We start from the raw sequence: 23,277 nt of genomic DNA on the forward strand, positions 1-23,277 counted from the left end.
TCGGTAGGTGTGCGCCTCCAACGCTCAATCCGCACATTCAGTTGCGTCTCATGTAGGACCCACAACGATCCGTGTAGAGCCCTGAAGGACGGGAGCGGAGATGCCTTCGCCGAGCGAGCTGGACGCGAACGCCAGCGTCCTTGCTTACTGGGGTTCTGAACTGCGCAAATACCGAGAACAAGCACAATGGAGCCAGAAGGAACTGGCCCACAGGATCTCCTACTCCACCTCCCTCGTCGGTCTCATCGAGACGGCCAAACGCGCCCCGACCAGAGAGTTCGCGGCCAAGTGTGACGAGGCGCTGGAAGCCGGCGGTGCCCTCGTCCGTCTGTGGCCCTTGATCGGCAGAGACGTCTACCCCGTGTGGTTCCGGCCCTTCGTCGAGCTGGAACGAGAGGCCCGTACCCTGCGAAGCTTCCAGCCCGTCCTCGTGCCGGGACTGCTCCAGACCGAGGACTACGCGCGGGCGGTTCTCAGGGCGGGACGACCAGGCGACACCGACGAGCAGGTGGAGGAGCTGGTCGCCACGCGCATGGAGCGCCAACGGATCCTCACCAAGCCGGACCCGCCCATGTTCTGGGCCACCCTCGATGAGGCCATGCTGATCCGCCCCGTTGGTGGCCCGCAGGTCATGCGCAAGCAGCTGGAGCAGCTTCTCGAACTGGTCAAGCGGCCCCGGATAACCATCCAGGTCATCCCGCTGGAGGTGGGCGCGCACGCCGGTCTGACCGGGGCCTTCGTGATCGCGAGCTTCAAAGGATCGCCCGATATAGTTTATTTGGAAACCGCAGCCGAAGGTCAGATCGTCAACGGCCCCACCGAGATCGAGACCCTGTTGACCCAGCTCGACGCGCTCCGGGCATGCGCCCTGCCGCAGTCCGCCTCGGTGGCCCTGATGGAGAAAGCGATGAGATCATGGACCTGACGGACGCCCGGTGGTTCAAGAGCAGCCGCAGCGGCGGCAACGGCGGCGACTGCGTCGAGGTGGCCACCAACCTCCCCGGCATCGTGGCCGTCCGCGACAGCAAGAACCCCAACGGCCCCACCCTGGCCTTCACCCCCGAGGCATGGGCCGACTTCATCACCTCCGTGAAGACGGACACCATCTAAGCCGTCCTCTTCCGAGACGGTGACCGGCTTCCGCCGTGGTGTCGCCGTCCGAATTCGCCTCGCGAGCCCTTCGGGTGTTACGGCATTCCGTGCGAGGCAGGCGGCCCCGGGTGCTTCCCGTCCGGTGCCGAACACCGCCACACCAGGACGTGATCGCTCGTCGGGCCACCGCGTTCTCTTGTCAGTGCGGCGGCTCGAAAGGGTTGACCACGGACACGCCCGTCCCCTCGAAATCCTTGACGTTCCTGCTGACCAGGGTCCATCCGTTCACCCTGGCCGTCGCGGCGATCAAGCCGTCCGCCGTGGGGAGCGGGCGGATGGCGTTCAGTCGCCCCCACTCCTCCGCGACTTCGGAGGTGACGGGAACGATGCGGTCGCTGAACTGTCGGTGCAGTCCGTGGAGCCAGCGCTCCAGGATCGTCGCCTGCGTGGGGTCGCTGTGCCGGCGACGCTCGACTCCGCAGCGGATCTCACCGACCGTCAGGCTGCTAAGGTAGAGCGTGAGTCCGTGAGCCCCGCCTATCCAGTCCTTGACGTACGGGCTCCCGTTTCGCTTGCGCACTTCGGAGACCACATTCGTGTCGAGCAGATAGCCGATGCCCATCAGTCGAAACCCACCTCTCGAGGTAAGTCCCGGTTCCGGGGAAACTCGATGTCATCGTCCCAGTCGGGGGCGGCGAGAAGGAATCGCCCGAAGTCGGGGTCCTCTCCTTTGAGACGGCGATACTCGGTGATGTCGATGACCACGGCTACCTCCTCTCCGTGCCGGGTGACCACCTGGGGACCCTCGCTCATCGCCCGCCGGACGACCTCACTGAAGCGCTGCTTCGCCTCCTGAACCTGCCATCCGCCCATGAGGATCTCCTGTCTAGTCTGTCCAGACCCAGCGTAGGACAATGCAAGATCACACGCAGCGACAGACGCCACCTGCTCGGTCGGTGTCAGGTCATCGTTGATGTGGCCGATTCCGAGGAGATCTGGCCAAGTAGGTGGCCAGTCCGCGGAGATGTGGCCACGATGACCAGGTGAGTGCAGATTCGCCGGAGGCGGCCAGCAGATTCGACGCGTGCTACATGGACCCGGTCGGCGTCGAGCGGTCGGTGACGCTGGAAAAGCCGAGCCGGGTGGAGCTGGAGACGGCTCTGATGGCGCTGGTGGCCGACTCGCACGCGGGTGGGCTGATGCGCCGCTGATCACCTCTTCGGCGATGCTGGTGGCCACCGTACTGGAGAGCCTGCTGCAGCCGGCTCAGGTTGAGGGGGCGGCGGAGCGCGCTATGGACGTCGCGCCGTAGCGGCTGGACTTCGGCCGAATGCGTTCGCGGTCGCGGGTGCGGCCCGGCGTGATCATGTCATCGCCGGGCCGCACCCGCTGAGTGCCGGAAGGCGCGGGTCAGTCGTGGAGGCCGTGGTAATCGACCAGGTAGTCGATGACCTCGGCGGCGTGGGGCAGCAGTTCGGGCAGGTGCTTGGCGAGCGCGGCCCGGGTGGCGGTGGCGAGTACCGCCTTGCTCGCCGTGGCGGTGCGGGTATAGGGGGCCAGACGCTGGATCAGTTCGTAGTTGCTGGCGATGTTCTCGGCCCGCATCGCCCGTTCGACCGGCGGCGCGCCCGGCGGCGGGACGGGCGGGAGCACCCGGCTGACGAAGGTGACCCGGTGCATCACCCGCCAGCAGGGCGGCTTGGTGGCGGTCTGGCGGGCCTGGCGGAGCGCGGCGGCGTCGGGGGCGCCGCTGTTGGCCAGCCAGATCGGATCGACGACCTTGTGGAAGAAGTCGTCGAAGTTGGCGCTGCTCTCCCCGAGGTAGAAGGTGAGGAAGCGGTAGGCGTCCACCTTCCCCGGCACCAGGACGGGCTTGCCCTGCGCGGTGAAGACGGGTTTGCCGTTGTCGTACCGCTGCAGGTCCCCGGAGGGCGCGCAGTCGACGGTGAGGCCGAAGGTGCGGCTGACGTCCTTGGCCCGGGAGCGGGTCACGGAGGTGCTGCCGCCGACGGAGGCGTCGATGTTTCCGGCCAGGCCGACGCCGAGGGCCTTGATGGTGAAGTCGACGCTGAACGACTCGCTCGTCTTGAAGGCGTAGGTGCCGCTGTGGGTCTGCGTGACGGCGTCGGTGGCCTGGGTGGTCTCGGCGAAGAAGCCGCCCTTGGCCGTCCAGACGTAGGTGTTGACCAGGTCGCGGTGGGAGAACTTGTCAGGGGTCGAGCTGTTGGCGTTGCGGTCGCCGCCCGAAGGGGATTCGGCGGTCACGCCCATGCCCCGCAGGATCTTCCGGGCCTGCGCCTGCGTCTGATCGGGGGCATGGGTCTGGACGGAGACGGCCTCGTAGTAGGCGCGCAGCCGCTGCTGGTCGCGGGTGATGCGGCGTTTGAGCGTGTACGCCTCCTGGGGTTTGAAGAAGCTGTGCTGGCCGTAGCCGGCGGCGGCAGGATAGTCGGGATCGAGGACCTTGCCGCGGTCGTCGAAGCCGACCGCGCCGTCCAGGGTGCCCTGCTTGGTGTAGCGGGGGTTGACCGGGAAGGTGATGATGTTCCAGTCCTTGGGGATGTCGGGGTTGGGCGACATCCGGTAGGCGACCAGCGCGCCGGTGTGGGCCAGGCGGAGCGCGAAGATGTCGGCCGTCTCCGACTGCACCAGCGCGAAGCCCGTGTTGGCGGGCACGTAGCGGCGGCCGACGGCGGAGTTGAGCAGCTGGGTGGGGTCCTCCAGGTTTCCGGTGAGCCGGAGTTTGGCCGCCCGCGTGGTGTTCTGGCCCTGGGAGAGCTTGGTCTCGCTCGACCAGGCGTTGGAGAACTCCAGGTTCGTCGTGGTCGAGAGCTTGTAGTCGATCTCCAGGATCGGTATGGCCGTCCCGACGCCGAGCGGCGCGGTGATCGTCATCAGGTTCTGGTCGGAGTCCTGGCCGAGCGAGACGCCGAAGGAGGTGTCGATGCTGCTGTTGCGGTTGGAGGACATGCTGTAGGTGACCTGGTCGGCCTCGGTGAACTCCACGGAGGAGGCGCCGGCGAAGGAGTCGGCGCCGGTCAGGTTCTCCGACGGCACCGGCGGGGCACTCTCGATGTAGCCGATGAGCTGCGGGTCGAACTGGGCCTGGCCCACCCACTCGGAGACGAGGTTGCCGACCTTGTAGCCGGTCACCAGGTGCCAGCGGCCCTGGCGCAGGTAGCTGTAGCAGCGTTTGAGCACGCCGAACGGCTCGCCCTTGACCGTCTGCTGCATGTCGGCGTACTCGCCGACGGCCGGGGTGGCGCCGATCATGTCGTGGAAGGGGGTGCGGATGGCGGCCAGCGCGGAGCGCACCTGGGCGGTGTCGGTGGCGATGGGGGCGTTGGAGAGCATCGGGCGCGGGCGCGCCGAGGCGGGGAATTCGAGGTGGTTGCCCCGCAGGCCCTCGTCGTGCACCTCGGTCGCGGTGGGCGAGGTGGAGTCGCGGTCGAAGGGCCAGTAGCCGACGAGCTCCTGCTTCTCGCCCTTGAGGCGGGTGAAGAGGTTGTCGAGGATCTGCTCCCCGCTCCGTGCCGTACGCCAGAGCCTCACCTCCTCCAGCATGCCGCTGAACGGCTCGCCCACCGCGCCGGAGAGCAGCCGCGCGCCCAGCGTGAGCTGCTGGTCGCCGTAGTCGGCAGGGCCCGGGTCAGGGATGGGGTCGGCGACGACCGGCACGCCGTTGCGGTACAGGCGGAACGGGCTGGCGGTCGGATCGGGGTCGCGCACCCACTGGGTGGCGCGCAGGCGCGCCGGGTAGGAGCCGTCGGCGGCGAGGGTGACGTTGCCGCTGTTCTCCTCGAAGGGCCAGCGGGCCAGCAGCCCCCTGTCGCGCCCGACGACCGGCAGGCCGAGCTGGGCCGCCTCGCGGGCCACGTTCCAGATGCGCACCTCGGCCAGCACACCGGCGAAGGTCGAGGTGGATCCCACCTTGCCCATGATCAGGTTGCTGCTGTTGCTCTGGGCTCCGGGGCCGGTGTAGTGTTCGGCGCCGGCCGGCTGCCCGTTGATGTAGAAGCGGATGTCCTTTCCGGGGTTGGTGTCCGGCGGGGTCTGGGCGGAGGTGGAGACTTCCACCTTGCGGCCCTTCCGTACGACGGCCACCCGTTGGAAGGCCTTCGGGGTGATGCCGATGGTGGAGGTGTAGCGGACGATCTTGCCGCCGGGCTCCTCGAAGGCGAACTCCAGCTTGCCGTCGCCCCGCACACTGAGCTGGTACGGCACACCGCCGGAGAAGCCCAGTTCGCCCTTGGAGACCAGCCCCATGGTGCCGCCGAGCTGATCGGCCTGGAGGAAGACCTCGAGGGTGAGGTCCTCGGTCACGTTCAGCACCTCGTCCTTGGCCACCTCCAGGTAGGCGCCGCCGTTCAGCTTGACGGCCCAGGACTGCTGGAAGGCGGCGGCCAGGTGCGTCCACTCGTTGCAGGGGAAGGCATCCTGGCTGCGGACGAAACGGCCGCCGACCCCGGCCACCAGCTGGTACCCCTTGATCGGGGAGGGCTTGGCCGAGGTGCCGGGGAAGGTCCAGTAGCCCAGCAGGCCGGGCTCGCGGCCCGAGAGCCGCTGGTTGCGCTCACTGCTGATCTCGTTGGGGGTGCGGATGCGGCCCCAGACGCGTACCTCGTCGAGCTGGCCGGCCAGGTAGTGGCCGGCGAAGGGCTTGTGGCCCAGGAGGAGCGGGCCGCGCCCGGTGTAGGGGGCGTTGGAGATGCGGCGGCCGACCTCGGTGCCGTCGAGGTAGAGGATCTGGGTGCGGGTGGCGTTCTCGTACACCACCGTCCAGTGGTGCCATCCCAGGTCCAGGGAGGGCAGGTTGACGTTGAGGTCGTCGCCGTAGAGGCTGAAGCCGAAGGTGTTGTTGGCGTGGATCTGCAGGTGCAGCGTCTGGTTCTGCGCCCCCATCGGGTAGCCGTGGAGGAGCAGCGGCTGGGTGTTGGTCTGCCCGGGCTCGAGCCGTGCCCACAGTTCGATGGTGAAGTCCCTGTTGGCCAGTTCGATGCTCCTGCTCAGCTCGTGGGATTCGGCGCCGTTGAACGCCTTGGCGGTCTTCAACGGGGCGTCCGCGAGCGCCAGCGTGTACTGCGACTGGCCGCTGTTGGCCTGCAGGATCCTGGCCTTGCCGTTCACCGGCCCGACGTTCACCCAGCTCTCCATGGTCAGGTCGCCGGTCACCGTCACGCGCTCCAACTGGGCGGCGGGCAGGCGCAGGTGCTGCTGGCGGCCGTCGAAGGAGTAGGCGCGGCCCGGCATCTCGCCACGCCAGCGGGAGCCGTGCCCGCTGACCAGGCGTCTGGCGGTTCCGTTCGCGATGGAGGCGACGGTGCCCGCGGTGAGGACGACCAGGCGCGAACCCTCCGTCAGCGGCACTCCGGGACGGGCGCAGACGGCCCGCTGGTAGTCGTAGCCGGCCAGGGTGACCAGGGCCCCTGCGGTGATCGTCTGGCTGGCGGCGGTCAGGGTGAGGCTCTTGGCCCCCACCGCGTGGTCAGCGCCGGCGCTGTAGCCGTCGGAGCCGATCATGATGTGGGAGGCCTTCGGCACGGCGGTCGTCAGGGGCTCGGCCAGCTCCACTTGCGTGCCGTTCACCCTGGCCACCATGCCGAGCCTGACGGGCTCGCCCGGTGCTCCGGCCAGCACTGCGGCCAGCCGCGCGGTGTCGCGCGGCAGCGAGCGCCAGGTCTCGCCCTCCTGGCCGCCGGAGATGGTCAGGTCGCATCGGCTGGGCGAGTCGCCGTCGGTCACCGTGATGGTGAGCGCGCCCAGGTCGATGCCCGCGTCACGGGCCGTGAAGAGGACCGCGCCGCTGTCGACGGGAAGCTCCTGCGTCGACGGGATCACGAAGGTGTCGAGGTAGGCGGCGAAGAACTGGTCGTTGACGCCCCGGAAGTAGAGCACCACGTTGCCGGTGGCGCTCTCCATCAGGGTGGGCGCGTCGGCGCATCGAGCGAAGCCCAGCACGGCTCCGGCGCAGCTCAGCCCGGTGCGGTCCAGGGCCAGCAGCGGCATGGCCACCGTCAGATCGGTCGACCCCTGGGCCGCGCCGGTCATCTGGGCGAGCTGGTTGCGCGCCGTGTCCAGATCGGTGGTCTTGGTGGCCAGGGTGCGGCGCAGCCCGTCGACCTTGGTCTGCGCCGCGCGCGCCTCGTCAATGGCGATGCGGAGGTTGACGACCGCGGTCTGCGCGTCCTTCAGGTAGGTGTCCCAGCCGCTCGCATGCTTGACGGGCACCATCTTGATAAGCCCGGAATCATCTACCGTGGCCATTCGCGACTGGACCACCGTGTTGCCGGAGCCCGACGAGGAGACGGCGGACCCGTTGTTGTTGACGAGCCGGTGGTAGTCACCGACCTGATCCAGGCGGAACTCCGCGCCGCCTCCTTGCTGGTTGAGCTGCGCATTGTCGAAGCTCGAGGAGCCGAACACGTTGATGAATTTGCCCGACAAGACGTTGATGACCCGGCAGAAGAAGTTGGTGGTCGTCGTGGGCACCTTGTCGAACTTCCACAGACCGGTGGGCGAGTTGCGGTCGGCGGTTCGCACCAGGTCCGCCCCCGCATCGGGGCTGTCGTTCAGGACCGCGATGACCGGCCGGTCGGGAGACCCCTTCAGCTCCAGCCGCCATAGCCAGGCCAGGTAATTGCCCTTGTCGCCATCGAGGTTCTGCTGCCAGCGGGCGGCGATCGTGGCCTGCCTGTCATACTCGGCCTGGAGCGCGGGGATGTTCCCGGCGGCCTTAAAGATCCGGTCGATCTCCATGGGCAGGTCCCGCACCTCGGTCTCCAGCGACTTGATCCGCTGCTCCAGCGCGCTGATCGCGTCCAGGTCCTGGCTCTGCTTCGGGCGGTCCAGCAGCGGCAGGTCCAGCAGGTCGGGCGCCTGGGTCAGCCGCCCGTCCCGGCCCACGCCGAAGTCCACGGCCGCCACCTGGCCGTCTTTGTCGGCGGCGGTCTTGGTGGCGAAGGCGAGCAGCACCCGCGCCTGGCGTTTGGCCGGTTTGGCGGTCGTGCTGTATCCGACGGCGGTGGACTGCTGCTGGTGGTAGATGACGGCGGAGAGCCCGGAGACCACGCTCCGGTCCTTGACGGAGAAGCTCTCGCGGCGCACGCCGGGGTGATCGCCCACCGGGGCCTGCGAGCCCACCCACCGCACCCCGCCGCGGAGCGTGCCGTTGGCGGCGCGGTCGCTCTGGTCGTAGGCGGTCGTGCCCGACCCCTCGTCGAAGCGGTAGTACGAGAGCAGATCCGGCTCGTTGCCGATCAGGCGGTGGCCCAGTTCCCGCTTCAGCTCCTCGGTCGTGCGGGCGCGGTCCCAGAGCCGTACCTCGTCGATCTCGCCGTTGAAGAACTTGGCCGGCTGCCCCGTGTTGTTGGCCGCGCCGATCAGGACCGGTGCGGCCTGGCCCGCCTGGTACTGCAGGCTCGCGCTCTGGCTCGCCCTGCTGTTGATGAAGACGGTCGCCTTGCTCCCGTCGTAGACCCCGGCCACGTGGGTGTACTCGTTCAGCGCGATCGGCTCGAGCGAGGTCACCGACCAGGCCCCGCCGTTGTGGGCGAGGAAGACCGTGCCGTTCGCGTTCACCCCGAACTGGCAGACCGTGCCCTTGGCCAGGACGGTCCCGCCGAGGGCCGCCGGTTTGATCCACGCCTCGATCGTGTACGCCCCGGGGCCGAACTGGAGCGCTCCAGGGGTGCCCAGGTCAACGTGCCCGGCCGTGCCGTCCAGCAGCAGCGCGGTCTCCGCGTGCCCCGCGACGCCCGCCACCGGCACCAGATCCAGGTTGGTGAAGGGGCACTTGCCCGGGGCGCGCTCGAAGACGGAGTCGCGGTACCTGGGGTCGGGGCTGGTGTAGTAGCGGGTGCCCTGGGTGTTGAAGCCGCCGTCCGCGTCCTGCTCGATGTTGAAGCCGTCGACGCGGTCGGTGACGCTGTTGTACGCGAAGATCTGCCACCGCCACCTGCCGCTGATCGCGGTCGGCACCAGCACCGCCGTGAACCGCCCGCCGCTCAGGTTGCGGATGAAGGAGAGCTCCCGGGTCGGCTCGTAGAACGGCCGGCTCTCCATGTCCTCGGTGCCCAGCGTGTCCTTGGCCGAGTCGGGCCGGGAGGCGTGGCGGCTGCGCCGGAAGCGCACCTCCAGCACCGGCTTGAGCTTCCCCTCCACCAGCAGGAAGCGGTCGCATAAGAGCGTGTCACGGACGAGCGGCACCTTCTTGCCGCCGCTGAGCAGGTAGCCGGTCGCGGCCGCGTCGCCGGAGCAGCCGCCGCCGGTCAGCTTGTAGACCGCGTCGGCGTGGCCGTCGGGGATCGACTGCCGCAACACCACCACGTAGGTGCCGTCCGAGATCACCTGGAACGGGGCCGCCGCCGAGAGCCGCGCGGTCGTGGAGAGGAACCTGTCGGTCTCTTCGGGGTCGAGCTGCTCGCTCGCCTTGGCCTCTATCCGGCCGCCCCGCTTGACCGTCGGCATCGCCGTCGCGCCCGCGATGCTGTAGCCGACCTCGGTGATCTCTGTCGGGAACGGCAGTTCGACTAGGTTGTCGGCCCAGTACGCGGAGTCCAGCACGCCCTTGGTGGCATCCTGTTTGCTCAGATCCAGGACGTTGTAAACGATCCGTCGCGCCGCGTCCATCGCGAACGCCACCGTGACACCCTGGTGCCGGACCATCGCCACATGCGCGTACGTCCGATCGCTGTACACCTTGAGCAGGGAATCCTGAGCCGCCATAGCCACCTCCGTGAGCTGAAGTCCACTCACACTGACCCCAATCGCATTTCTGATCAATACGGTCACAGCGACCACATTCGGCCATCCTCATCGCTTTATCTCCACCCCCGGCGGGTATCGCGCCTCGCGGCGGTGAAATGGCAGTGCTCCCGTTCGGGCGGCTTCTGAGAATGACCGGTTCTCGGAAGTACACTCCGGTGGTGACTTCCGGGAATCCAACTCCGGCCGGGTCGCAATCCCCGCCGGCAACTTCCGAGAACACGAAGACCGGAACGGACGACGTTCCCGCCAAGCGGCGCGGCGCCCGCCCCACCCCGCTGCCTGCCACCTACAAACGACACCTCGCCGAGTACGCCGTCGCGCTGGAGGAGGTGCCACTGTCGGCCGGCACCCGCCGCACCTACGCCTCCCGGGTCCGGGTGTACCTGGCCTGGCTCGCCAAGCGGCCCGCCGCTGTCAGGTCATCGTTGTGGCCGATTCCGCAGAGATGTGGCCACGATGACCAGGTGAGTGCAGATTCGCTGGAGGCGGCCAGCAGATTCGATGTGGCCTATGTGGATGCGGACGGCGTCGAACGGTCGGTGAAGCTGGAGGAGCTGAGCCGGGTGAAGCTGGAGGCGGCTCGTCCGGTCCGGTCGTTTCCGTCGTACGCGGGGCAGCGGAACTATCCGGGCTGGTACTGGTCGGCGACGATGGGCCGCCTGGTTGGGTTCGAGTCGTGGGTTGAGCGGGACCACCTGATCGCGATCGATTTCGATCCGGTGGTGACAGCGGTTGCGTCACAGCCGTTTTGGCTGCGATGGAGCGTCGATGGCCGACCGCGCAGACATGCTCCTGATTTCTTCGTCCGGGTGGCCGGGGGCGGGGTGCTGGTGCTGGACTCACGGCCGTTGGACCGGATCGGTGAGAGTGACCGGGAGGCGTTCCAGGCCACGCAGCAGGCGTGTGACCTGCTGGGATGGCGGTATGCGGTGTGGGGGCACGATGAATGGGGTGGTGGTGGCCAACCAGCGGTGGTTGGCGGGTTACCGGCATCCGCGGTGCATGGATGAGGCGGTCGCGGCCCGGTTGCGTGAGGTGTTCGCCCAACCGCTTGCCCTGATGGACGGGGCCGAGCTGGTCGGGGATCCAACCGCGACGCTGCCGGTGCTGTTTCACCTGATGTGGCGGCACGAGCTGGAGGCGGATCTGTCTTTGGTGCTCAGTGACCGCAGCATCGTGAAGACGGCCGTGGGGGCAGGGGGCCGTCGTGGTTGACCGGTCGGTGCTGCGCATCGGCGACCGGGTGCGGTTCGAGGGCGCCGAGCACCAGGTGGTGGCATTGTCCGGCAACGCGGTGCGGTTGTTGTCGACGGCGAACGAGGCCAGTGTGGTGCTGGCGCCGTATCTGCAGGCTGCGCCGGACTTCGCCGTCTTGGGCGAGGGAGGTCAGGGCGACGGGCGCGTGGCGCGGGTGCCGCCGCTGGGGTTGTTGGCCACCTTGCCAGAACAGGTGCTGACGGCTGCCCGGGAGTGGGAGCGGCATCTGGTGGAGGTGGAGACCGGGCTCCCGCTGGGCGCACCCGAGGGAACACAGCCTCGTACTCGCGGAACTACGTGAGGTGTCTCCGGCTCCCTTGACGCGGTCGGGGAGTACTCCGGAAGCGCTCACCGGTCGGCGGTCAGGGCCTCCGAGCGCCACAGGTCGCGGTAGTAGCCGGGGGAGGACACCAGCTCCGCGTGGGTGCCCCGCTGCGTCACCGAGCCGTTCTCCAGTACGACGATCTCGTCCATCAGCTCCAGCCCGCGCAGGCGGTGCGTGACGAGCAGCGTCGTACGGCCGTGGGTGGCGTCCAGGAGGTCGGCCATGAGCGCGTCCGCCGTCGTCTCGTCCAGGGCCTCGGCGGGCTCGTCCAGCAGCAGCACCGGCGGGTCGTGCAGCAGCGCCCGCGCCAGCGCCAGCCGCTGCAGCTGGCCCCCGGACACCGTGCGCCCGTCCTCCCCGAGCACCGCGTCCCAGCCGGTCCGCTCCACCCACCGGTCCAGGCGTGCCCGCCGCACCGCCTCGGCCAGCTCCTCGTCACCGGCCTCCGGGCCCGCCAGCCGCAGGTTGTCGCGCAGCGACGTCTGGAACACGTACGGATCCTGCGTCAGCCCGGTCATCACCCGCCGGGTGTCGTCGGCCGCCAGCTCCCGGACGTCCACCCCGCCGACCCGGATCGTCCCCGACTCGGGCTCGACGAGGCGCATCAGGGCCGACAGCAGGGTGCTCTTGCCCGCTCCGCTGGGTCCGACCAGGGCGACGCGCCTGCCGGGGGTGAGCGTCAGGCTCACGCCGTCCAGCGCGGCGGGAAGCCCGGCGCCGTGCCGTACCACCAGGTCCTCGATCTCGACGGTGGGCGGCCCGGCGGGGACCGCGACGGGAACGGCCGGCTCGGCCACCGCCGGCGGGGTCGCGCCCACCTCCCGCAGGCGGCGCAGGGCGGCGAGCACCCCGGTCAGCCGCTCCCCGGCCGCGGCCATCGGCAGCACCGGCTCGAAGGACACCAGCGAGACCAGCGCGAGCACCGCGGTGGCCACGGCCCCCACCCCGGAGCTCATCGCCAGCAGCACGACGGCCGCCACGGTGAGTCCCTGGGTGAGCAGGCCCAGGGCCGAGGCGATCGCGTTCGCCCGCGCCTGCCTGCGCTCCAGCGCCGCCAGCCGGGCGTCGGTCTCGGCGGCGGCGGCCAGTGCCCGCTCGTCCGCCCCGTAGGCGGCCAGGTCGGCCGCGCCGTGCACGAGGTCGGCGACCCGGGCCGCCAGGTCCGCCCGCGCGGGCGCGATCCGCGCCGACCAGCGCCGCGCCGCGGCGGCCGTGCCCGCAGGGATCAGCACCCCGGCCACCAGCAGCCCGGCCAGGAGCGTCAGTGCCGCCGCCGGAAGCAGGAACAGCCCGATCACCACCGCGGCCACCCCGGTGACCAGCGCCGCGACCGCCGGAAGCAGGCAGCGCACCAGCAGGTCCTGTACCGCGTCGGTGTCGTCGACCATGCGGCTGAGCAGGTCGGCTCCGCGCTTGTTCGACGATCCCGCGGGAATGAGCGCCTGGTAGAGCCGCTCCCTGGTCGTCGCCTGGGCCCGCAGCGCCACGTCGTGACCGGCCAGGCGCTCCCCGTAGCGGAAGACGCCCTTGGTCGTCGCGAACGCCCTCACCCCGACGATCGCCACGCTCAGCGCCGCCAGCGGCGGCTGCTCCGCGGCCCTGGTGATGAGCCACGCGGCGGACCCGATCAGCCCGAGCCCGGCCAGCTCGGCCGCCGCCGCCCCCGCCGCGGCGAGGACCAGCCGCCCTCCGGTCCGGCCCGCCGGTCGTTCGCCCGTCCGGTCCGCCGGTCGCTCATCCGCGCGGTCCGCCGGTCGTCCGTCCGCCTCGCTCGCCGGTCGCTCGGCTGTCCAGCCCGCTGCCGGGATCCCACTGACGTCGGTCACGAGGTGATCTCCTCTCGGGTCCCCGCCGGTGCCCTGTCCTCGGCGTCCTCGGTGTTCCCGATGTTCCCGGTGTTCCCGGTGTTCCCGGCGTCCCCTGCGTTCTCGGCCACCACCCGGCCGTCGGAGATCCGGATCACCCGGTCGGCCAGGTCGATCATCGCGGGCCGGTGGGCGACGATCACGGCGGTACGGCCCTCGGCGAGGTCGCGGGTCGCGCTCACGATCGCGCCCTCGCTGCGGCCGTCGAGCCGCGCGGTCGGCTCGTCCAGCAGGAGCAGCCCGGCGTCCGGGCGGCAGAACGCGCGAGCCAGCGCGACCCGCTGCCGCTGCCCGGCGGACAGGTTGGTCCCCCGCTCGCCGAGCACGGTGTCGTAGCCCTCCGGCAGCGCCGTGACGAACTCGTCGGCCTGCGCGGCCCGCGCCGCGGCCCTGATCTCGCCGATCGTCGCGCCGGGGGCGCCGAGCCCGATGTTGTCGGCCACCGAGGTGGCGAAGAGATGCGGGCGCTGCGGTACGAATGCCAGCCGCGCGCGCCAGGAGTCGTGATCGCCGATCTCGGCGCCGTCGACCAGGACCCTGCCCTCCGAGGGGGTGACGAAGCCGAGCAGCAGGTGGAGCAGGGTGCTCTTGCCCGCCCCGCTCTCGCCGACCAGCGCCACCCGCTCACCGGGCGCGATCACCAGCGACACGTCCTCCAGCGCGGCCTCCTCACGGTCCGGGTAACGCACCGTGACATGCTCCAGCCGGATCTCCGGCGCCCTGCCTGGGCTCGGTCCTTTTCCCTGTCCCGGCGCGCCTGCCGTCGCCGTACGGGTGCCCGCGTGCTCGTCGCGCGAAAGCCGCGCCCCCGCCTCCGCCTTCGTCGGCTCCGCCTGGCCGTCGAGCACGCCGAACGCCTCGTCGGCGGCGGCGACGCCCTCCATCGCCGCGTGGAACCTGCCGCCCATGTTGCGCAGCGGCAGGTACGCCTCCGGCGCCAGGAGCAGGACCAGCAGCGCGGCCGACAGGTCCAGGGAGCCGGACAGCAGCCGCAGGCCCACCGGGACGGCCACCAGGGCCAGCGAGAGCGACGCGGCCAGCTCCAGCACCAGCGAGGACAGGAACGCCACCCGCAGCGTGCGCATCGTCGCCGCCCGGTGGGCGTCGGCCACCCGCCGGATCACCTCGGCCTGGTAGCGGGCCCTGCCGAAGGCGCGCAGCGTGGGAAGGCCCCTGACCACGTCCAGGAAGTGCCCGCCGAGGCGGGAAAGGGCTCTCCACTGACGTTCCGTCACGGCCTTGGTGTGCATGCCGACCAGCGCCCCGAAGATCGGGATGAGCGGCAGCGTGACCAGCACGATCACCGCGCTGGCCAGGTCGGCGGTGAACAGCCGGACGAGCACCGCGATCGGCACGACGCCCGCGACCGCCACCGCGGGCAGGTAGCCCGTCAGGTAGGGGTCGAGGGCGTCCAGACCCCGGCCGGTCAGCGTCACCAGCTCACCCGAGCGCTGGGAGGCCGGCCTGACGGGCCCCAGGTCGCGCACCCGCGCCAGCAGGCGGTGCCGCAGGGCGGACTTCACCCCGGTGGTCATGCGTCCGGCGGCGATCCCCTGCCCCAGGGCGAGGAGCGCCCGGACGCCGACGACCAGCGCCAGCAGGATCAGGGCCGGGGCCGCGAACCGCCCGGACAGCACCCCGGCGAGCAGCTCCGCCTGGACGAGGACGAGCAGCCCGGTCAGGACGGCGGCGGCCAGGCACACGGCCAGGTGGCGGCGGACGGCCCGCTCGCCCAGTGCCAGCCGTACAAGATCCTTGTGCATGCCAACCCTAGAGAGCTCAGAAGAACGAGGGAACCCGATCGGAGGCGGCGCGTCCGGGACCGAACGTCCGCCATACCCATACTTGCGCACCCACCATGACCGGTGCGAAGGGAAGAATCATGACACTGAGCACACTTAGCGTCCCGGCGGGCGCCGTACGGTCGAGCAGCCAGGGGGCGAGCACGGCGAGCAGCACCGCGACGGGCGCGGCGGCGGCGCACGCGGAGAGCAGGAGCGCCCGGCCGGTGCGGCGCGCGCCGGCCACCCGCCCGGGCAGCCGCCACGAGAGGAACGTCCGGCCGTGGAAGGCGAGCAGCGCGGCCACCACCAGCCCGCCGGCCAGTCCCGGCAGGCCGATCGCGGGCCCGGTCAGGCCGCCGGCCACCGCGACCAGGGCCATGCCCCAGCTCAGCGCCAGGCCGTACGAGCCGACGACGATCGCCCAGTCCCAGGTCGACCGCCACGCGCTCCCGTCGGCGCGGCGGCGGAACCAGAGCCCGGCGTCGCGGACGATCCACGACACCAGCAGGGAGACCACGAGCGGGTAGAGGCCGAACAGCACGTCCCCCTCGATCGAGGGGAAGACGCCGAACAGCACGCCCGCCACGGCCACCAGCCAGACCTCGTTGGCCAGGATGAACGGCGCCATGGCGGCGACGATCTCGTCCCGGTCCTTCCGTGTCCTGCCGAGGACGGGCAGGAGCATGCCCACGCCGATGTCGAAGCCCTCCAGGGCGAAGTAGCCGATCAGCAGGAGGGCGAACACGCCGAGCCAGAGGATGTCCACAGTCTCTCCCTAGTGGCTGAGCGCGTGCGCGCGCTCGGTGGGGTCGGCCGGCGCGTCGGCGCCGAGGGTGACGGCGGCGGGCCCGCGCCGCACGGTACGGGCGATCAGCACGTAGTCGATCACCGCGAGCAGGGCGAGCACGCCGCCGAAGGCGATGAGCGAGACGGTGACCATCCCGGAGGTGAGCCCGGGGGACATGGCGTCGGCGACGGTCAGCTTCCCGTTGATCAGCCAGGGCTGCCTGCCGGACTCCCTGGCCAGCCAGCCGAGGATCGCCGCCACGAACGGCAGCGGGGTGATCGCCATCAGCACGGGGTGCGTCCAGCGCCAGCGTGGCAGCCAGTACACGGTCGGCGCCAGCACGAACGTGATGAGAATCTGGAGCAGCTGGCCGATCATGATCATGAAACCGAGTCCCAGCCCGGCCAGGCCCCCGTCGTCGAACTTGCCCGGCTGGACCGCGCCGATCGCGCCGAACTGGGCGTAGCCGAACCCGACCGTGAGCAGCGAGCCGACCAGCGAGGTGATCACTCCCGTGCGGAGCGAGCTCGTGAAGAACTCCCGCTCGGCGGTACGCCGGAACAGCTGGTACGCGCTGGCCCCCATCACCACGAAACCGCCGGTCCACAGGCCCGCGCCGAGCACGTGAGGCAGCGCCATGGTCAGCGTCGGGTTGGTGAGCAGCGCGCCGAGGTCGGTCAGGACCAGGTGGCCGTCGCGCTCCACGGCTCCGGCCGGGTTCTGCAGGAACGAGTTGGCCACCATGATCCAGAAGGCGGAGAGGTAGGCGGTCAGCGTCACCACCCAGATGCACGCCACGTGGAGCCATTTCGGCAGCCGGTGCCAGCCGAAGATCCACAGGCCCAGGAAGGTGGACTCCAGGAAGAACGCGCCGAGCGTCTCGATCGCGAGCGGCGCGCCGAAGATGTCCCCGGCGTAGTGCGAGAGGCCGCTCCAGTTCATGCCGAACTGGAACTCCATCACCAGCCCGGTGAGAATCCCGAGCGCGTAGTTGATCACGTAGATCTGGCCCCAGAAGCGGGTCGCCCGCTCGTGGACCGGTTTGCCGGTGACGGCGTAGCGGGTGTGCATGATCGCGATCAGGGGGGCCAGGCCCAGGGTCAGCACGACGAACAGGAAGTGGAGGCTCCCTGTCACGGCGAACTGTGTCCGGGCCAGGTCGAGCACGTCCACGGTCTCACCTCCATTGTTATGTTTGTCTACCTATAGACATACTACATGTAGAACGCCTACATGTAGCATGTCTATACGAGAGGTAGGCTGACGACGTGAGCGAGCGAAGCGAACGAACCGCCGGGTGCGGTGACACGGGATCCGTCCGGCGGGCGGAGGTGACCAGGTGAACCCCGACGCTCTCCGCGGTCACATGGACGCCCTGCTGCTCTCCGTGCTGGAGCACGAGCCGCTGCACGGCTACGCGATCATCGAGGCGCTCCAGGCGCGCAGCGGCGGCGCGCTGAACGTGCCGACGGGCACCGTCTACCCGGCGCTGCGACGGCTGGAGCAGGCGGGATACCTGGCCAGCGAGTGGGCCACGGTGAGCGGGCGCAGGCGGCGCACCTACCGGCTGACCTCCTCGGGGCGCACGGCCCTCGCCGGCGAACGCTCCGCCTGGCGGGAGTTCGCCGGAGCCATCGGCAGCGTCCTGGAACCGCGCACCACCCGCTGACGCCTCCCGGAGCCGCCGGGCTCAGACGGCCACCGGGTTCGGACGGTCGCCAGGCTCAGACGGTCGCGAGGCTCGGCGGTCACAGGGTTCAGGCGGTCGCGGGGCTCAGGCGGTCGCGGGGCTCAGACGGTCACCGGGCTCAGGCGGTCGCGACGGCGGGCTCGCGCCGGGTGATGCTCAGGCAGCGGAAGGCACAGTACAGCTGCACGGACCAGATCGCGTAGCTCAACAGCGACGCGACGGCCCCCGGGAGGAAGTCGCCGAACCCGGCGGAATCCTGCGAGCCGAACATCAGCGCCCCGCACGACACGAGCATGACCGGCATCATGGCCCAGACGAACAGGCCCAGGGCCCGGGTGACGAGCCGGGGCCGCCTGATCCTGCGCAGTCCCCGGCCCAGCGCGAGCAACGCGAGCCCGCCGACCAGGCCGATGAACATCTGGAGCGCGTCCACGCCGCGGGCGACCAGGATGAACCAGTCCGGCATACGCTCGTACGCCGTCGGGGCGCTGGGGAAGATCTTCCAGATCACGTTCCACATGATCGCGGTGAGCGGCACGCCGACGAACAGCAGGACGGCCAGCCTCCGGCCCGCCGATTTGGACAGCTCCTCCTGGTAGCCGGGCGCGATCTCACGGATCGGCCCGAACTCCTCGACCGCGGCCCGCTCGGCCTCGTCGCGCCTCAGGCCGTCGCCCTCCAACGCCTCGGCGGTGTCGAGCAGGCTGTCGCGCGCCTCGGTGATCAGGTCGAGCTTCGGTCTCCGAGGACCCCTGAGAGTGCGGCTGAGCCCGGTCACGTAGTCCTCGATGACCCCGGTGCCTGCCATGTACTCTCCAGTCGCCCGATTCCCGTCCAGGGTATGCGTTTCCCATCCTGGTCTCCCGGCCGGGAGCCGCGCATCGGGGACGACCCTGAGAAGACCCCGAGTCGACCCGTTCCCACCTGCGCATACGCTCGAATCCAGCGACGCCGGCGGGAGGGAGGACTTCGTCGTGAGATTCAGGGACCTCAAGGTGCGGGAGGGCACGCTCGCCAACGACCTGCCGTACTACGCCCTCGGCGACGGCCCGCCGCTCGTCGTGCTGCGCTGGTTCACCCCCGCCCACGCCAACCCGGCCGGGTTGGCGCGCGGTGTGGAACTGCGGGTGCTGGCCCCGCTGGCCCGCCACTTCCGGCTGTACGCCGTGGGCCGCGCTCCCGGCATGGCTTCGGGAACCACCATGGCCGACATCGCCGCCCGGCACGCCGAGGCGCTCCGCGCGGAGTTCGACGGGCCGGTCGACGTGCTGGGCCTGTCGTCCGGGGGTTCGGTGGCGCTGCAACTGGCGGCCGACCATCCGGACGTGGTGCGCGCGCTGGTCGTGGCCGGGGCGGCGCACAGGCTCACGCCGGAGGTCAGGCGGCTGCAGCGCCGCTACACCGAGGCGGTCGCCGCCGGGCGGCGCGGCCTGCAGCACCAGGCGATCACGGCCGCCGCCTCGCCCGCCGGGCGGGCTCTGGTCGGAGTGCTGCTGTGGCTGCTGGACCCGCTGGTACGTCCCGGCGACCCCCGTGACATGCTCGCCTTCGCCCGCGCGGAGGACGGGTTCGACCTGGGCGGGCGCCTGGCCGACGTCGCCGCCCCCACCCTGGTCCTGGGCGGTGAGAGGGACCTCGACTACCCGGTCGAGCTTTTCCGGGAGACCGCCGAGGGGATCCGCGACGGCCGCCTGATCACCTATCCCGGCCTCGGTCACCTGGGGGTGTTCCGCAGCGGCCGGTTCGCCGCCGACGTCACGGCCTTCCTCGCCGAGATCGGCCCGGGGGAGAGCACCCGAGTGATCTCCTAGTCCCACCACCTCGGAACCGCCTCGGAACCGCCTCGGAACCGCCTCGGAACCGCCTCGGAACCGCCTCGGAACCGCCTTGGAACCGCCTTGGAACCGCTCCGGGACCGCGTTCGGGACCACGCCGTTCGGCGCGGAGGTCTCACCCGTGGTCGGGGGCGCGCCACAGGGACCACCAGCGCAGCCCCAGCCGGGCACCGCGCGGGACGACGGCGAGCGCGCAGCCGCTCATCCTGAGCCCCTCGGGGTGGCGGATGCCGGTGAAGAGGCAGGTGCTGAGGTCCAGGTCGGCGAGCTCCAGCTCCTCGGCGTCCACCTCGTGCAGCGAGGTCACCCGGGCGCCGTCACGGCCCCGCACCGTGGCGGGGCCGTGCAGGGTCGCCCCCTCCAGGTCGGCCTCGGCGTCGTCGAGCCGGACGTTCAGCCGCCCGCCCACCTCCAGGCGCCGCAGGTCCACCGAGCATCCGCCCGTGGTCACGTCGAGGCCCTTGCCCGCCCACGCCCCGGCGAGGGTGAGGTGGCGGCCGACCGAGATCGGGGCCAGGTAGCCGCCCGCCGAGAAACGCGCCCCGTCGAACCCGGCCAGCCCGCCGAAACTCGTCTTGCGGAAGGACACCGTACGGCGGAACCTGCACCCTCTCAGGGTCGCGTCGCCCGCGAAGCCGGTGCCGTCAAAGGTGACAAAACCATGGAAATCAGCGCATTCAAACGACGCGGTCCGGTTGAAGAGCGCGCCCCCGAACAGGGCGTCACCGTCGATGGAGACCCGGTCGAAGGCCGCGTGCCCGGTGATGGCGACACCGTGCAGGGACAGCCCCCGGTCGAACCTGGCCTCCCGGAAGGAAACGTTGCGCGCGAAACGGGCGTCGAAGAACGAGGCGAGGCGCCGGAAGTGCGCGTGGTCGAACGAGACGTCCCCGCCGAAGGCGATGTCGCCGAACCGCACGCTCTCGGGAAAGGTCGCCCAGTCGAACCTGGCCCGGCCCAGACGTCCCCGGGTCGCGCCGAGGATCCGCTCCAGCAGATCCCTGCCGACGACGGTGGCCCGCAGGTCGACGGCGGAGCCGGGGGAGAGCCCGCGGACGACCTCGTCGAGCTCGGCGGCGTCCAGATGGGCCAGGCACCGGCCGTACGGCTGCCGCGCGGATCCGGCGCACTCCGGGGAGGCGGCGCAGGTCACCCAACCCACGTCCAGAGTTCTCATGTCCAAGTGATACCCGCGGACGCCGGGGCAAGCGACTTCTAGGTCAAGGAAAGCCATATCTGGCCAGGCTGGATAGACATGAAGTGTCAACATTCTGGATTTCACCGTCTATCCACTTATATGTGAGTGTTCTGCGATGGACAGAGCCTTACGCTCCGGTTCATGCGTGCTTTATCCCGGGCGTTCGCCGCCCTCGTCGCCGCCGGCCTCACCACCACCGGCGTCGCGGCCCTCGCCTCAGCCCCGGCCCTGGCGGAACCGGGCACCGTCGTCATCAGCCAGGTTTACGGCGGCGGCGGCAACGCCGGAGCGCCGCTCGCCAACGACTACGTCGAGCTGTTCAACCGCAGCACCGCACCCGTCGCCCTGGACGGCTGGTCCGTCCAGTACGCGAGCGCCACCGGTACGGGAAACTTCGGCGCCAACCCGGTCGTCCCTCTGGCGGGCACCCTCGCGCCCGGCCAGTACCACCTGGTCCAGCTGGCCGGAGGCGCCAACGGCTCCCCGCTGCCCGCCGCGGACACCACCGGGACGATCAACCTGAGCGGCTCCGCGGGCAAGGCGGCCCTGGTCCGCTCGGCCGAGGGGCTGGCGTGCAACGGCGGCTCCGCCCCCTGCACGCCGGAGCAGACGGCACTCATCGCCGACCTGGTCGGGTACGGCACCGCCAACTACTTCGAGGGCACCGCCGCCCCCGCGCTCTCGGCCACCCTGGCCGGCCTGCGCAGGGACCACGGCTGCGCCGACACCGACGTCAACGGCACCGACGTGGAGGCCGCGGCCCCGGCGCCGCGCAACCGGGCCACCGCCGCCGCGCCCTGCGGCGCCGTCGAGCCGACACCCACCCCCACACCGACCCCGACGGTGGAGCCCACCCCGAGCCCCACCCCGACGGGGGAGCCGTGCGAGACCCCGGCCACCCACCAGATCGCCCAGGTGCAGGGCAGCGGTGACGTCAGCCCGCTGGCGGGCCAGAACGTCCGCGTCGAGGGCGTCGTGACCGCCGACTTCCAGGCGACCACGCAGCTCGGCGGCTTCTTCCTGCAGGACCCGACCCCCGACGCCGACCCGGCCACCTCCGAGGGCCTGTTCGCCTTCGCCCGCGACTCCTTCAAGGACGTCAAGGTCGGCGACCGCGTCCTGGTCACCGGCAGGGCCGTGGAGTTCAACGGCTGGACCGAGCTGTCGCCGGTCACCGCCGTGGACATCTGCGGAAAGGGCACCGTCGCGCCCGCCAGGCAGAACCTGCCGCGCGCCGAGGGCACGACCTTCGAACCCGTCGAGAGCATGCTCGTCACCTTCCCCGAGCCGCTCACCCTCAACGACCACTACAACCTGGGCCGCTACGGCGAGGTCACCGTCGCCTCCGAGGGACGCCTGTTCCAGCCGACCGACCGGCCGGGCGTGGACGCCGCCAGGAACGCGCGGCGCGCCCTGCTGGTGGACGACGGCTCCACGGTGGAGAACCCCGCGACGATCCCCTACACCGACCCGCGCACCGTCCGCCTGGGCGACACCGCGCTCGGCGTCACCGGCGTGATGGGGTACGGCTTCGGCAAGTACCGGCTCCAGCCGACCAAGAAGATCGACTTCCTCCGGACCAACCCGCGCCTGCCCGTGCCGTTCCCGGTCATCGGCAACGTCAAGGTGGCCAGCTTCAACACGCTCAACTGGTTCACCACCCTCGGCTCGCGCGGCGCGAGCAACGCCGCGGAGCAGCAGCGCCAGCTGGCCAAGCTGGTCGCCGCGCTGAAGGGCATGAACGCCGACGTCGTCGGCCTGATGGAGGTCCAGAACAACGGCCAGACCGCGGTGCAGGCCCTGGTCGACGCGCTCAACGCCGAGGTCGGCGCGGGCACCTACGCGGCGATCGCCCACCCCTACCCGGGCACCGACCTGATCCACGTGACGGCGATCTACAAGCCGGGCAGGGTGCAGCCGGTGGGGGCCGCCCGGTCCTCCACCGACCCGGTCTTCCGCAGGCCCCCGCTGATCCAGACCTTCCGCCGGGTCCAGGGCGGCCAGTCCTTCACCGTGCTGGTCAACCACTTCAAGTCCAAGGGCTGCGACGAGCAGGCCGTGGGCCCGGACGCCGACCAGGGTGACGGGCAGAGCTGCTACAACGGCGAGCGCGTACGCCAGGCACAGGCGACACTGGGCCTGATCGACAGCCTGGACCTGACCAACCCGCTGGTCCTCGGCGACCTCAACGCCTACGGCGAGGAGGACCCGATCGACACCCTGGAGGCCGCCGGCCTGACCAGCGTGACCAAGAGGTTCGTCCCGGCGCCGCTGCGCTACAGCTACCTCTTCGACGGCCTGGTCGGCGAGCTGGACCACGCCCTGGTCGGCAAGGACCTGCTCAAGCGCGTGACCAGCGCGACGATCTGGCACATCAACGCCGACGAGAGCCGGATCCTCGACTACAACACCGAGTTCAACCCGCCGGGCCTCTACGAGCCCGACGCGTTCCGCTCCTCCGACCACGACCCCGTGGTCATCGGGCTGACCCTGTCCGGCGGGAGGCGCTGACCCGGACCGGCGGGCGATGACACGTACCTCCGCGGGGCCGGCGGCCCCGTGGAGGTATCGCCGTACGAGGAAGGCCGTACGAGGAAGAGAGCTGTCATGTTCACGGCTACGCGTGCCGTGCCGGTGGCCCCGCGAAAGGCGGGATCACCGGCACGGCACGCGAGGTG

General features: G+C 70.6%; 18 protein-coding genes. 9 read left to right on the forward strand and 9 right to left on the reverse strand.

Annotation, left to right across the window (positions count from 1 at the left end):
* The first annotated feature begins 100 nt into the window (after positions 1-100).
* Both ACTOQ2_RS25675 and ACTOQ2_RS25680 read left to right on the forward strand, forming a co-directional pair.
* Positions 101-925 carry a helix-turn-helix domain-containing protein gene (locus ACTOQ2_RS25675; protein WP_440102842.1) on the forward strand — a complete coding sequence of 275 codons (825 nt, stop codon included), beginning with the start codon at positions 101-103 and terminating at the stop codon, positions 923-925.
* Positions 916-1,110: a DUF397 domain-containing protein gene (locus ACTOQ2_RS25680; RefSeq protein WP_440102844.1), complete on the forward strand. Its 195-nt coding sequence runs from the start codon at positions 916-918 to the stop codon at positions 1,108-1,110. The genes ACTOQ2_RS25675 and ACTOQ2_RS25680 overlap by 10 nt, the downstream gene beginning before the upstream one ends.
* A gap of 181 nt (positions 1,111-1,291) precedes the next feature.
* Here the strand turns inward: ACTOQ2_RS25680 and ACTOQ2_RS25685 are convergent, their stop codons facing one another.
* Positions 1,292-1,714, reverse strand: coding sequence for a type II toxin-antitoxin system VapC family toxin (locus tag ACTOQ2_RS25685; protein WP_440102845.1), 423 nt, complete (start codon positions 1,712-1,714; stop codon positions 1,292-1,294).
* Complete coding sequence (locus ACTOQ2_RS25690; RefSeq protein WP_440067042.1) at positions 1,714-1,965, reverse strand: type II toxin-antitoxin system Phd/YefM family antitoxin; 252 nt, start codon at positions 1,963-1,965, stop codon at positions 1,714-1,716. The genes ACTOQ2_RS25685 and ACTOQ2_RS25690 overlap by 1 nt, the downstream gene beginning before the upstream one ends.
* 170 nt (positions 1,966-2,135) lie before the next feature.
* Here ACTOQ2_RS25690 and ACTOQ2_RS25695 point away from each other — a divergent pair, with 170 nt between their 5' ends.
* A complete protein-coding gene (locus ACTOQ2_RS25695) occupies positions 2,136-2,303 on the forward strand; it encodes a hypothetical protein (RefSeq protein WP_440102847.1) in 168 nt (55 codons plus the stop codon).
* A 199-nt stretch (positions 2,304-2,502) separates the two neighbouring features.
* On the opposite strand, the gene ACTOQ2_RS25700 is transcribed toward ACTOQ2_RS25695, so the two are convergent.
* Complete coding sequence (locus ACTOQ2_RS25700) at positions 2,503-9,816, reverse strand: LamG-like jellyroll fold domain-containing protein (protein WP_440102849.1); 7,314 nt, start codon at positions 9,814-9,816, stop codon at positions 2,503-2,505.
* 200 nt (positions 9,817-10,016) lie between these two features.
* Between ACTOQ2_RS25700 and ACTOQ2_RS25705 the strand changes: the two genes are divergently transcribed.
* Genes ACTOQ2_RS25705 through ACTOQ2_RS25715 form a run of 3 tightly spaced genes read left to right on the forward strand, consistent with a single transcriptional unit; the run spans position 10,017 to position 11,416 of the window.
* Positions 10,017-10,868: a TnsA-like heteromeric transposase endonuclease subunit gene (locus ACTOQ2_RS25705; protein WP_440102850.1), complete on the forward strand. Its 852-nt coding sequence runs from the start codon at positions 10,017-10,019 to the stop codon at positions 10,866-10,868.
* Positions 10,861-11,073 carry a hypothetical protein gene (locus tag ACTOQ2_RS25710; RefSeq protein ID WP_440102852.1) on the forward strand — a complete coding sequence of 71 codons (213 nt, stop codon included), beginning with the start codon at positions 10,861-10,863 and terminating at the stop codon, positions 11,071-11,073. Before ACTOQ2_RS25705 ends, ACTOQ2_RS25710 begins: the two co-directional genes overlap by 8 nt.
* Complete coding sequence (locus tag ACTOQ2_RS25715) at positions 11,066-11,416, forward strand: hypothetical protein (RefSeq protein WP_440102854.1); 351 nt, start codon at positions 11,066-11,068, stop codon at positions 11,414-11,416. The genes ACTOQ2_RS25710 and ACTOQ2_RS25715 overlap by 8 nt, the downstream gene beginning before the upstream one ends.
* A gap of 47 nt (positions 11,417-11,463) precedes the next feature.
* Here ACTOQ2_RS25715 and cydC read toward each other — a convergent pair whose 3' ends face one another.
* From cydC to ACTOQ2_RS25735, 4 genes are read right to left on the reverse strand one after another with little or no spacing between them, the layout of a single operon-like run.
* Entirely contained in the window at positions 11,464-13,266 is a 1,803-nt protein-coding gene (gene cydC / locus ACTOQ2_RS25720; protein ID WP_440102855.1) for a thiol reductant ABC exporter subunit CydC, read from the reverse strand.
* Entirely contained in the window at positions 13,263-15,068 is a 1,806-nt protein-coding gene (gene cydD / locus ACTOQ2_RS25725) for a thiol reductant ABC exporter subunit CydD (RefSeq protein ID WP_440102857.1), read from the reverse strand. The genes cydC and cydD overlap by 4 nt, the downstream gene beginning before the upstream one ends.
* A 16-nt stretch (positions 15,069-15,084) precedes the next feature.
* Entirely contained in the window at positions 15,085-15,855 is a 771-nt protein-coding gene (locus ACTOQ2_RS25730; protein ID WP_440102859.1) for a cytochrome d ubiquinol oxidase subunit II, read from the reverse strand.
* A gap of 9 nt (positions 15,856-15,864) precedes the next feature.
* On the reverse strand, positions 15,865-17,049 hold the full coding sequence (locus ACTOQ2_RS25735; protein ID WP_440102860.1) for a cytochrome ubiquinol oxidase subunit I: 1,185 nt from the start codon (positions 17,047-17,049) through the stop codon (positions 15,865-15,867).
* A gap of 166 nt (positions 17,050-17,215) precedes the next feature.
* Here ACTOQ2_RS25735 and ACTOQ2_RS25740 point away from each other — a divergent pair, with 166 nt between their 5' ends.
* Positions 17,216-17,545 carry a PadR family transcriptional regulator gene (locus ACTOQ2_RS25740; RefSeq protein WP_440067033.1) on the forward strand — a complete coding sequence of 110 codons (330 nt, stop codon included), beginning with the start codon at positions 17,216-17,218 and terminating at the stop codon, positions 17,543-17,545.
* A 139-nt stretch (positions 17,546-17,684) separates the two neighbouring features.
* Here ACTOQ2_RS25740 and ACTOQ2_RS25745 read toward each other — a convergent pair whose 3' ends face one another.
* Entirely contained in the window at positions 17,685-18,374 is a 690-nt protein-coding gene (locus tag ACTOQ2_RS25745) for a permease prefix domain 1-containing protein (RefSeq protein WP_440102862.1), read from the reverse strand.
* Between the two features lie 166 nt (positions 18,375-18,540).
* On the opposite strand from ACTOQ2_RS25745, the gene ACTOQ2_RS25750 reads away from it, so the two are divergent.
* A complete protein-coding gene (locus ACTOQ2_RS25750; protein WP_440102864.1) occupies positions 18,541-19,377 on the forward strand; it encodes an alpha/beta fold hydrolase in 837 nt (278 codons plus the stop codon).
* Positions 19,378-19,516: 139 nt separating this feature from the next.
* Here the strand turns inward: ACTOQ2_RS25750 and ACTOQ2_RS25755 are convergent, their stop codons facing one another.
* Entirely contained in the window at positions 19,517-20,578 is a 1,062-nt protein-coding gene (locus ACTOQ2_RS25755; protein WP_440102866.1) for a pentapeptide repeat-containing protein, read from the reverse strand.
* Positions 20,579-20,740: 162 nt separating this feature from the next.
* Between ACTOQ2_RS25755 and ACTOQ2_RS25760 the strand changes: the two genes are divergently transcribed.
* Entirely contained in the window at positions 20,741-23,110 is a 2,370-nt protein-coding gene (locus ACTOQ2_RS25760; RefSeq protein ID WP_440102867.1) for an ExeM/NucH family extracellular endonuclease, read from the forward strand.
* Positions 23,111-23,277 lie beyond the last annotated feature (167 nt).

Origin of the sequence: Streptosporangium sp. H16 (assembly GCF_051918855.1) — a bacterium.
GTDB lineage: Bacteria > Actinomycetota > Actinomycetes > Streptosporangiales > Streptosporangiaceae > Streptosporangium.

Coding starts and splice junctions, on each gene's coding strand:
- ACTOQ2_RS25690 (WP_440067042.1), bottom strand. CDS start 1,965: ATGGGCGGATGGCAGGTTCAGGAGGCGAAGCAGCGCTTCAGTGAGGTC.
- ACTOQ2_RS25755 (WP_440102866.1), bottom strand. CDS start 20,578: ATGAGAACTCTGGACGTGGGTTGGGTGACCTGCGCCGCCTCCCCGGAG.
- ACTOQ2_RS25700 (WP_440102849.1), bottom strand. CDS start 9,816: ATGGCGGCTCAGGATTCCCTGCTCAAGGTGTACAGCGATCGGACGTAC.
- ACTOQ2_RS25680 (WP_440102844.1), top strand. CDS start 916: ATGGACCTGACGGACGCCCGGTGGTTCAAGAGCAGCCGCAGCGGCGGC.
- ACTOQ2_RS25675 (WP_440102842.1), top strand. CDS start 101: ATGCCTTCGCCGAGCGAGCTGGACGCGAACGCCAGCGTCCTTGCTTAC.
- ACTOQ2_RS25710 (WP_440102852.1), top strand. CDS start 10,861: ATGGATGAGGCGGTCGCGGCCCGGTTGCGTGAGGTGTTCGCCCAACCG.
- ACTOQ2_RS25760 (WP_440102867.1), top strand. CDS start 20,741: ATGCGTGCTTTATCCCGGGCGTTCGCCGCCCTCGTCGCCGCCGGCCTC.
- ACTOQ2_RS25745 (WP_440102862.1), bottom strand. CDS start 18,374: ATGGCAGGCACCGGGGTCATCGAGGACTACGTGACCGGGCTCAGCCGC.
- cydD (WP_440102857.1), bottom strand. CDS start 15,068: ATGCACAAGGATCTTGTACGGCTGGCACTGGGCGAGCGGGCCGTCCGC.
- ACTOQ2_RS25685 (WP_440102845.1), bottom strand. CDS start 1,714: ATGGGCATCGGCTATCTGCTCGACACGAATGTGGTCTCCGAAGTGCGC.